At 59.2% G+C, this 385-nt stretch carries 1 pseudogene; it reads right to left on the bottom strand.

Annotation, left to right across the window (positions count from 1 at the left end):
- Positions 1 to 31: 31 nt before the first annotated feature.
- A pseudogene (locus ACW5W8_RS23935) lies at positions 32 to 385 on the bottom strand (hypothetical protein); the annotation flags it as partial.

The following is a 385-nucleotide window of genomic DNA, read 5'->3' as shown; positions in this document are numbered from 1 at the left end:
TCTGGCAGCAGCACGCTGTTTAAGGTCACGTTCATTGGCGAAGTCCTTGCTGTTTAAGAAGGGAGATCAGGGCATTCGCATTGGCCTCATCAGTCTGCAGTTCGGCCGAGCCCCCAGCCCCTTTGAGCTCGATGGTGATCCGCTCGGACAAGGGCCTGCGTGTCCCTGGGGTGTTGGTACCGGGGGTAGATGGCGCGACAGCCGAGGCCGGTGGCTGGGCGGCGGCCTGATTGGTTTTGGCACTCTCTTTGGCCAACGCTTTGTTGAGCTCCTCTTTGAGGCGGGCCTGCATCGCCTCCATCTCTTTTTGGAACTTCTCGCCGTAATACTTGCTCCACTCGCTGTAGGCCGGAATATCCTTGACCTTCTGGCTGTAGCGGGCCAG

Source organism: Aeromonas aquatilis, from assembly GCF_054052405.1.
The sequence above is the reverse complement of the archived record's forward strand: the minus strand, read 5'-3'. Positions and strand labels throughout refer to the sequence as shown.